Genomic DNA, 8,656 nt, shown 5'->3' with positions numbered 1-8,656 from the left:
GCGGGCCCCGCCAGTGAAGCTGATCAAGCCGCTGTGGCGCTATCGGCTGCGGGACACCGTGGCGCGCTGGATCGCCCTGACCATCATCATGGCCATGCTCACCGCACTGGCCTTCAATGCGTTGTTCGTGCAGTTGGCCGGGGTCTGGGCCTATCCGCCGCTGGCGGAAACCGGCTTGCTGGAAAAGTCCGCGGCCATCGTGCGCCTGATCGAAGCCTCGGAGCCGGGCCAGCGTCCGCGACTGGCGGAGGCGGTCAGCAGCGACCACCTGAGCATCTCCTGGCGGCCGACGCGCCAGGGCTTTGCCCTGCCTGAGCTGGACGACCCGGAGTATCGCGTCGGTTCGGAAGGCATCCGCGCCATGCTGCAACCGCCCCAGCGACATATCGAGGCCTACCAGCCCAGCGACTGGCCGGGCCCGGACGGGCGCTACGCGCTGCTGGTGCAGTTGACCGATCAAAGCTGGCTGATGTTTTCCTCGGCGTCCCGCAGTTGGGGGCTGGAAGAGGGCACGCGCAACCTGATCGTGATCGCCCTGGTGCTGATCTCCACTGGTCTGGTGGCCTTGATCGCCACGCGCCGGCTGGCCAAGCCGCTGCAACAGTTCGCCCAGGGCGCGCGGCGTTTTGCCGTGGACTTTCGTGCACCGCCCATCGATCCGGTGGGGCCCCACGAGATCCGCCAGGCAATCCTGGCCTTCAACGCCATGCAGGCGCAGTTGCAGCACTTCATCAAGGACCGCACGCAGATGCTCGCGGCCATTTCCCATGACCTGCGCACGCCCCTGACCCGCATGCGCCTGCGCGGCGAGTTCATCGAGGATGCCGACCAGCAGCAGCGCCTGTTTCGCGATGTGGACGAGATGCAGGCCATGATCAATTCGGCCCTGGAGTTCTTTCGCGACGACGCGCGTCTGGAAGAGGCCACCCATTTCGATCTGGCCGAGCTGTTGCAGACTCTGGTGGACGACTATCGCGACCAGTCGATTCCGATCGCTTTCAGCGGCCCGCCGCGCCTGGTGTATTGCGGCCGCCCCCTGGGACTGAAACGGGTGATGACCAACCTGGTGGACAATGCGGTCAAGTACGGGGGCGAGCCGGCCATCGTGCTGGAACACGATGCGCATCAATTGCGGGTGCGGGTGCTGGATCGCGGCCCGGGCATTCCCGCCGAGGCGCTGGAGCAGGTGTTTGCGCCGTTCTTCCGGCTGGAGTCCTCGCGCAACAAGAGCACCGGTGGCGTGGGCCTGGGGTTGTCGGCGGCGCGGGCGATTGTCCGCGAGCATGGTGGGGAGTTGCGGCTGCTCAATCGTGAGGGGGGCGGGCTGGAAGCACGGGTGGAATTGCCGGTGTAGCCGCTGCCTCAGGTTGCGATAAGGCTCGAAGAGCCTTTCGAGGCCGTTCGAGCACCCAGGCCGGCCGATCCCGGCCTGGGCTCAATGACTCGTTCCGGCTCAGGACCAGTCGAAGCAGAACAGCACCAGGTCCTCCACCGGTTCATAGAACATCACAATCAGGTCGGCGCCGCTGATGCCGTAATGGCTGGCGGGCACCCCCAATACGTGCTGGAAGCGCCGGCCTGCGGGGCTCAGAGGCCAGACGTCGATGTCGCCGCTGTCGTCCGTGGCTTCAACGATATCCATGGGGAATTCCACGGTTTCCACCCAGTTGCCGTAACCCTCGGCCACGCCGCCCATTTCATTGATAAACGTCAGGCGCTGCTCGTCATCTTCCGGCCAGGTCAGATAGCCCAGCTGCTGGTAACGCTGGTGCGCCGTCTGGTAAGCCGCGTGCTCCTGGGCGTAATGGCGTTGCAACTGGGCCCGCAGGTTGCGCCGAGATTCCGGCAGTTGGGCGTTATCCGGGTGCAGGAAGAAGTAGCGCGGATCGCCGCACAGGCGATAGCGGCCGTTCTCGATCTTGAAGCCGATCCAGTTGGTCTTCAGCAGCTCGCTGCCAAAACCTTCGTCTTGGGTGAGTTCGCCCACCAGGCCTTCATCGGGTTCGATGGGGCTCAGCAGGTGCAGGCGTCCGGACCATTCGGGGTTGATCTGGCTGGCGTCGATGGACAGCAGGGGCAGCAGATGTTCGGCCAGTTCCTGCTGGTCGGCGACGAACAGCTCCCGGGCGTCGGGGTAGGCGACGGCGCCGGCAGGCAGCTGAGTTAGTTCCGGGGTCGGGATTGCGGGCATGTAGCGGGTCCTTGAACAAACGGGAATGACAGGGAAAAGGAGGCCGCGCGCTTCAGGCGCGGCTGTTGCGGAAACTGCCGGGGGTGATGCCCACGACTTTCTTGAAGGCGCGGGTCATGTGGCTCTGGTCGAAGAAGCCGCAACTGAAGGAGGCTTCCGCCAGGCTGGCGCCGGTGCGCAGCAGGTTCTGCACCTGGGCCACGCGTTTCTGGATCTGGTAGCTGTGGGGCGACACGCCCACGGTCTTCTTGAACACGCGGATCAGGTACAGCGGGTCCATGTCCACCAGTTGCGCCAGTTCTTCCAGGGGGATGTGCCGGGCGTATTCGTCTTCGAGTTTTTGCTTGATGAACTTCACCGCGCTGCGTTCGGCGCTGGCGATGGCGGCAATGGGGGCGCCGCTGCGTTCGAAAAGTTGGGTCACCAGGTCCAGGAGGATGGATTCGCGTTCCAGGCTGGGCGGGGAGTTTTCGATGATCTGGTGTTGCTGGAGGAAGGTCAGGGCAAAGCTGGGGTCCAGGTTCAATGCACTCTGGAACAGATGGATATGCTCGGCGCCGAAGCGTCCTTGAAAGATCGCCCGGTTGACCCAGCCCGGGTCCAGGTAAAGCATGCGGTACATCCAGCCCTGGTCATGCCCGGGCAAGCCGTCGTGAATCTCCCCCGGGGTGATGGTGACGACGCTACCGGCGCTCCCCAAGTAATAGCTGCCCCGATAAAAGAGTTTTTCAACCCCGCTGCTTATAACCCCTACTGCATATCGATCATGTGAATGCCGGCCAAAAGACTGAGTGCTGTAACGCGCAGATAACAACTCACAGTCGCCTTCGGGTATTCGCCAAAACTGCACGAAATCCTTGTCTGGCCTAAAGACTTTGCCGGGTTTGTGCTCATCCATGAGTTTGTCCAGTTTTGTGCAATACGTTGAAAAAATGGGCCGCTAAATTTAGCACCCATTTCATAACGCAAGCTAGGGGAAGTGATGCCTACAAAACTAGTTATTGGGGATTACAAAAAGTCTTCATGGTCATTTCGTGCATGGCTGGTTCTTGTAACGGCAGACGTCTCCTTCGAGACCCTTCAGGTCAAGCTGGAACAGGACGACACCCGTCAGCAGATCCTGCGCTATTCACCGTCGGGCAAGGTGCCGGCGCTGCTGCTGGACAAGGTGGTGATCAACGACAGCCTGGCCATTTGCGAGTACGTCGCCGGTGCCTATCCGTCGGCCAACCTGTGGCCCCAGGACGCGCTGATCAAGGCCCAGGCCCGTGCCGCTGCGGCCGAGATGCACTCGGGTTTCGTCAATCTGCGCACCCAGATGTCCTTCGGCCTGAACACCGGTGACACCCCCGAGCCCCTGACGGCCGACACCCAGGAAGAGATCCAGCGGATCTTCGCCATCTGGAACAACCTGCGCGAGGCCAGCGGCTCCAAGCAGTTCTTGTGCGGCGACTTCGGCATCGTCGACGCGATGTTCGTACCGGTGGTGTTCCGCTTCCGTCGTTATGGCATCGCGGTGCCGACGCAACTTCAAGCTTATGTCGAACAAGTTCTGGCCTATCCGCCGGTGCAGAAGTGGCTGAAGTTGGCTGCAGCAGAAGTTTGAAAAAAAGCCAAGTAGTTATAACGAATAACGCTAACTAAAAATTAATGATTATTTGACTGAAGGCAGAAAAGACCCTGGTGTTTTTTCTGCTTTTTCGAGTCTGACTTTTGTTGCGAAAAGGGGAATTTATGAGTGTTCATAAAGTGACTGCCAAGGATGTTGGCCGTGATGGGCAAGTTTACGACGTGATCGGCATCGGCTTTGGCCCGGCGAACATCGCCCTGGCCATCGCCATGGAAGAGATGGAGTTTGCCGGCACCCGGCTGTTTCTCGAGCGTCACGCGAGCACTCAATGGCAACCGGAGATGATGCTCTCCGGCAGCGATATCCAGAACCACCCGAGCCGCGACCTGGTGACCCCGCGCAACCCGCGCAGCCGCTACACCTTCACCAACTTCCTGTTCGAGAACGACCGTCTGTTCGAACACTTGAACCTGGGCCTGGAGTTCCCGCTGCGCAGCGAGTTCGCCGAGTACGTGCGCTGGGTCGCCGGGTTCTTTGCCCGGGACGTGGCCTACAACCAGAGCGTGGCGCAGATCCAGGTCGACCCGGCCAGCAACCTCTACACCATCACCACCCAGGCCGGCGTGCAGTATCAGGCGCGCTCCGTGGTCCTGGCCCCGGGCCGCACCCCGGTGATTCCGCAGGTGTTCGCCAACGCCGCGGCGGATCGGGTGTTCCACCTGACCCAGTACCTGGGCCGCCTGGCCAACCTGGCCCAGAAGGGCGAGCTCAAGCGCGTGGCGGTGGTGGGCGGTAGCCAGAGCGCCATCGAAATCATCCTGCACCTGCGCCACACCTACCCGAACCTGGAAATCGTCAACGTGCAGCGCGGCTATGGCTTCCGCCTCAAGGACACCAGCCAGTTCAGCGAGCATGTGTACTTCCCGTCCTTCGTCGACCAGTACTACAACAGCTCCGCCGAGGCGAAGAAGAACATCAACCGCCACCTGCACTACACCAACTACTCGGCTGCCGATGCCGACGTGATCAAGGAACTCTACGTGGGCATGTATGAGGACAAGCTGCAGGGCCGCGAGCGGGTGATCATCAAGGGCCTCAGCGAAATCCAGGGCTGCACGCCGGATGGCGAGGGCTACCGCCTGTCGCTGCTCAACAGCAATACCCAGGTCACCGAAGAGTTGGGCGGGTTGGACGCCGTTGTTCTGGCCACGGGCTTTCGCAACCTCGGTACCGGCCCCCAGGAAGAGCGCTACCCGGCGATTCTCAAGGACCTGGCCGAGCACCTGGACTGCGACGCCCAGGGTGTGATCCGCATCGGCCGCGACTATGGCCTGGCCGCCGCCAAGGGCAGCCATCTGCCGGCGCTGTACCTCAATGGCCTGTGCGAATCCTCCCACGGTTACGGCGATGCCGGCTCCTTCAGCCTGCTGTCGCTGCGCTCGCGAGATATTTTCAACTCCCTGAATCAGCAGCTGGGCATGGCCCAGGCGGCGGAAAAGATCGCTTGAGCCGCTGCATCGAATCCTGAACCTCGACCCCTTTATGTGAGCAGGCAGCAATGGATATTTCAGAAATGGATGAGTTGGGTGTATTTGCGGATGTGGAGTCTTCGGCGCGCAGTTATTGCCGCAGTTTTCCGGTGGTCTTCGACCAGGCCCAGGGCAGTCATCTGTATGACCTGAAAGGCCAGGCCTATATCGACTTCCTGAGCTGCGCCGGTTCAGTCAACTACGGCCACAACCCCAAGGCGGTCAAGGCCGCGGTGATCGACTATCTGCAACGGGACGGCATCCAGGCCGCCCTGGACATGCACAGCCGGGCCAAGCAGGAGTTCATCTACAACTTCCGCAGGATCATCCTCACGCCACGGGCCTTGCCGTACAAAATGCAGTTCACCTCGCCCACCGGCACCAGCGTGGTGGAATCGGCGGTCAAACTGGCGCGCAAGGTCACCGGGCGCCGGCACATCGTGGCCTTCACCAACGGTTTCCACGGCATGTCCAACACTTCCCTGGGCCTGACCGGCAACCGCGACAACCGCCAGCCCGGGGTCGATCCTTATGTGTTCCGCATGCCCTTCGACGGCTACCTGGCGGGCCTGGACTCCATCGAGTACTTCGAGCGCTTGCTCAAGGACAACAGCTCGGGCATGGACATTCCGGCGGCAGTGATCCTGGAAACCATCCAGGGCGAAGGCGGGATCAATGTGGCCTCGGCAGAGTTCCTGCAACGCCTGCGCCAGCTGACCACCGAGCACGGCATCCTGTTGATTGTCGATGACATCCAGGCCGGTTGTGGCCGTACCGGGACCTTCTTCAGCTTCGAGCCTTCGGGCATCACGCCGGACATGGTCTGCCTGTCCAAGTCCCTCAGTGGCTACGGCCTGCCGTTTGCCCTGTTGCTGCATCGTCCGGAGCTGGACCAGTGGTCCCCCGGCGAGGACAACGGCACTTTCCGCGGCAACACCCTGGCCTTTGTCGCGGCCACCAAGACCGTGCAGGAGTTCTGGAGCGACGATCGTCTGGTCAAGCACATCCAGGCCAACGAAGCGCAGCTCAAGGAATGGCTGGCCGAGGTCACCGAACGCTTTGCCGGGCACATCAAGGACGTGCGCGGCCGCGGCCTGTTCTACGGCATCGAGTTCCACGATCCGGCCCTGGCCGCCGCGGTGATGCGTGCCTGTTTCGCTCGCCGCCTGATCATCGAGCGCTGCGGTCCGGTGGACCAGGTGCTCAAGCTGATGCCGGCGCTGACCATCAGCAGCGAAACGCTGCAGGCCGGTCTGGCGAGTATTTTCGACGCCATGCAACAGGTACTGGAGCAGGGCGAGCTAAGTGACCCGGACCAGGACGTTGATCCCCTGGTCTTCATCAATGGAGTCGCGCATGTCGACTAATACCAACCGCGCCATCATCGAACTGACCATCGGCGGGCTGATGCTCAGCCTGTCGGCCCTGGCGGTGGCCTTTGCTCATATCGGTGCCGGCGGGGCGGGGTTCTACCGCATGCTGTTCGCCTCGATTCTGTTTTTCCTGCTGCTCAAGGTGCGCCGCATCCCGGTGTTGCTCAAGAGCGCCAAGGCGCAGCTGTATACGGCCCTGGCCGGGGTGTTCCTGGCCATCGATCTGGTGCTCTGGCACCAGAGCATCTACATCGTCGGCCCGGGCATCGGTTCGATCCTGACCAACTGCCAGGTGTTCTTCATGACCCTGCTGGGTCTGTACCTGCTCAAGGAGAAGCCGTCGATCTACTTCCTGATCTCCATCACCCTGGCGTTTGTCGGCCTGTACCTGTTGCTGCTGCCGGAAATGACCAGCGCAGTGGGCATCAAGGGCGTGGTGTATGGGGTGCTCTCGGGTCTGGCTTACGCCATCTGCGTGTATTTCCTCAAGGTCAACACCCAGCTGCCTGACGGCGGTGGCGACAAGATCGCACAGATGCTCAACCTGAGCCTGTGGGCCGCGCTGGTGCTGCTGGTGTACGCCCTGGCCATGGGTGAAAGCCTGGCCATCGTCGATGGGCAGACCCTGGTGATGCTGATCATCTACGGGGTGATGGTGCAGTTCGTCGGCTGGTTGCTGGTCAACCGTTCCATCGGTGCCATCAGCCTGGGGCTGGCGGGGTTGATCCTGTTGCTGGAGCCGGTGATCACCTACTTCGTCGACGTGGCGTTTCTCGGCAAGGCCAGTTCGGCGCTGCAGATCGCCGGCGCGCTGCTGACCATCCTTGCGGTGTACATCGGTTCAATCAAACCGCCGGAGAAGGTGACGCCAGTGACCGAGGCTGCCTGAGGCCTCGACCTGATGCAGGGTTCCAGTTGTTGGTTTCTGTTAATAGCTCCAACTCATAGCTTCAACTCATAGTTCCGCTCGACTTTTACTGCGCACAGACCCGCCTGTCTGCGCGCAGTTTTTTTTGCCTGCAATTCAGGCCGACAGGGCCAGGCGTGTGGCGCCGGCATCTGCCGCGGCCTGGGCCTGGGTGCGTTCATCCTCTTCCAGTACCCGGGAGGCGCGGCCTACCAGCAGCGGGTCCGGGGCGTGGGCGACCTTCAGGTCCTTGCCCGGGTAGTCCAGCTCGTGGAGGAAATGACGGATGCAGTTGATCCGCGCACGTTTCTTGTCATCGGACTTGATCACCGTCCACGGCGCGTCGGCGGTGTCGGTGTGGAAGAACATCGCCTGCTTGGCGGCGGTGTATTCGTCCCACTTGTCCAGGGACTTGATGTCGATGGGCGAGAGCTTCCAATGCTTGAGCGGATCGTCCCGGCGCGAGATGAAGCGTCGCAGTTGCTCTTCGCGGTTCACCGAAAACCAGAACTTGAACATCAGGATGCCGCTGTTGCACAGCATGCGCTCCAGCTCCGGGGTCTGGCGCATGAACTCCAGGTATTGCAGGGGCGAGCAGAACTCCATGACCCGTTCCACCCCGGCGCGGTTGTACCAGGAGCGGTCGAAGAAGACCATTTCCCCGGCGGTGGGCAGGTGCTGGATATAGCGCTGGAAGTACCACTGGCCCTTTTCCTGTTCCGAGGGTTTCTCCAGGGCCACGATCCGTGCACCACGGGGGTTGAGGTGTTCCATGAAGCGCTTGATGGTGCCGCCTTTACCGGCCGCGTCCCGGCCTTCGAACAGCACCACGATGCGTTGCCCGGTTTCCTTGACCCAGCTTTGCACCTTGAGCAGCTCGATCTGCAGTTCGTTCTTGGCCTTTTCGTACTCGGCCCGGCGCATACGGTTGCGGTAGGGGTAGCTGCCCGGCAGCGAGGCCGAAACGCTGTCTTCATTGGAGCCGCGCGGAGCACTGGCCACTTGCAGGGCCATGGGTTTCTGGCTGATGGCGTTGATTTCGGCTTCGGCGGTTTTCACCGGCGCCGCCTGGGTGGCGGTGCGTGG

The 8,656-nt window shown here is 62.0% G+C and carries 8 protein-coding genes; 5 read left to right on the top strand and 3 right to left on the bottom strand.

Going from position 1 to position 8,656, the window contains the following annotated elements:
* The first annotated feature begins 13 nt into the window (after positions 1 to 13).
* Positions 14 to 1,354, top strand: a complete 1,341-nt coding sequence (locus BLX41_RS09815; RefSeq protein WP_123724722.1) for an ATP-binding protein — start codon at positions 14 to 16, stop codon at positions 1,352 to 1,354.
* 99 nt (positions 1,355 to 1,453) lie between these two features.
* On the opposite strand, the gene BLX41_RS09810 is transcribed toward BLX41_RS09815, so the two are convergent.
* Positions 1,454 to 2,191 (bottom strand): hypothetical protein, encoded by a 738-nt coding sequence (locus BLX41_RS09810; RefSeq protein ID WP_123724721.1) that lies wholly within the window; start codon positions 2,189 to 2,191, stop codon positions 1,454 to 1,456.
* A 52-nt stretch (positions 2,192 to 2,243) separates the two neighbouring features.
* Positions 2,244 to 3,089: a helix-turn-helix domain-containing protein gene (locus BLX41_RS09805; RefSeq protein WP_123724720.1), complete on the bottom strand. Its 846-nt coding sequence runs from the start codon at positions 3,087 to 3,089 to the stop codon at positions 2,244 to 2,246.
* Positions 3,090 to 3,173: 84 nt separating this feature from the next.
* On the opposite strand from BLX41_RS09805, the gene BLX41_RS09800 reads away from it, so the two are divergent.
* The 4 genes from BLX41_RS09800 to BLX41_RS09785 all read left to right on the top strand — a co-directional run bounded on the left by BLX41_RS09800 (position 3,174) and on the right by BLX41_RS09785 (position 7,552).
* Positions 3,174 to 3,797 (top strand): glutathione S-transferase family protein, encoded by a 624-nt coding sequence (locus BLX41_RS09800; protein ID WP_123724719.1) that lies wholly within the window; start codon positions 3,174 to 3,176, stop codon positions 3,795 to 3,797.
* Between the two features lie 128 nt (positions 3,798 to 3,925).
* Positions 3,926 to 5,269 carry a SidA/IucD/PvdA family monooxygenase gene (locus tag BLX41_RS09795; protein ID WP_123724718.1) on the top strand — a complete coding sequence of 448 codons (1,344 nt, stop codon included), beginning with the start codon at positions 3,926 to 3,928 and terminating at the stop codon, positions 5,267 to 5,269.
* 65 nt (positions 5,270 to 5,334) lie between these two features.
* A complete protein-coding gene (ectB, locus tag BLX41_RS09790) occupies positions 5,335 to 6,657 on the top strand; it encodes a diaminobutyrate--2-oxoglutarate transaminase (protein ID WP_123724717.1) in 1,323 nt (440 codons plus the stop codon).
* Positions 6,647 to 7,552: a DMT family transporter gene (locus tag BLX41_RS09785; protein ID WP_123724716.1), complete on the top strand. Its 906-nt coding sequence runs from the start codon at positions 6,647 to 6,649 to the stop codon at positions 7,550 to 7,552. The genes ectB and BLX41_RS09785 overlap by 11 nt, the downstream gene beginning before the upstream one ends.
* Before the next feature lie 135 nt (positions 7,553 to 7,687).
* Here the strand turns inward: BLX41_RS09785 and ppk2 are convergent, their stop codons facing one another.
* Positions 7,688 to 8,584, bottom strand: coding sequence for a polyphosphate kinase 2 (gene ppk2 / locus BLX41_RS09780; protein ID WP_185073489.1), 897 nt, complete (start codon positions 8,582 to 8,584; stop codon positions 7,688 to 7,690).
* Positions 8,585 to 8,656 lie beyond the last annotated feature (72 nt).

Source organism: Pseudomonas protegens (assembly GCF_003732485.1).
Lineage (GTDB): Bacteria > Pseudomonadota > Gammaproteobacteria > Pseudomonadales > Pseudomonadaceae > Aquipseudomonas > Aquipseudomonas protegens_B.
This window is presented reverse-complemented; position numbering and strand designations above follow the sequence as displayed.

Coding starts and splice junctions, on each gene's coding strand:
- BLX41_RS09810 (WP_123724721.1), bottom strand. CDS start 2,191: ATGCCCGCAATCCCGACCCCGGAACTAACTCAGCTGCCTGCCGGCGCC.
- BLX41_RS09805 (WP_123724720.1), bottom strand. CDS start 3,089: ATGGATGAGCACAAACCCGGCAAAGTCTTTAGGCCAGACAAGGATTTC.
- BLX41_RS09800 (WP_123724719.1), top strand. CDS start 3,174: ATGCCTACAAAACTAGTTATTGGGGATTACAAAAAGTCTTCATGGTCA.
- BLX41_RS09795 (WP_123724718.1), top strand. CDS start 3,926: ATGAGTGTTCATAAAGTGACTGCCAAGGATGTTGGCCGTGATGGGCAA.
- ectB (WP_123724717.1), top strand. CDS start 5,335: ATGGATGAGTTGGGTGTATTTGCGGATGTGGAGTCTTCGGCGCGCAGT.
- BLX41_RS09785 (WP_123724716.1), top strand. CDS start 6,647: ATGTCGACTAATACCAACCGCGCCATCATCGAACTGACCATCGGCGGG.
- ppk2 (WP_185073489.1), bottom strand. CDS start 8,584: ATGGCCCTGCAAGTGGCCAGTGCTCCGCGCGGCTCCAATGAAGACAGC.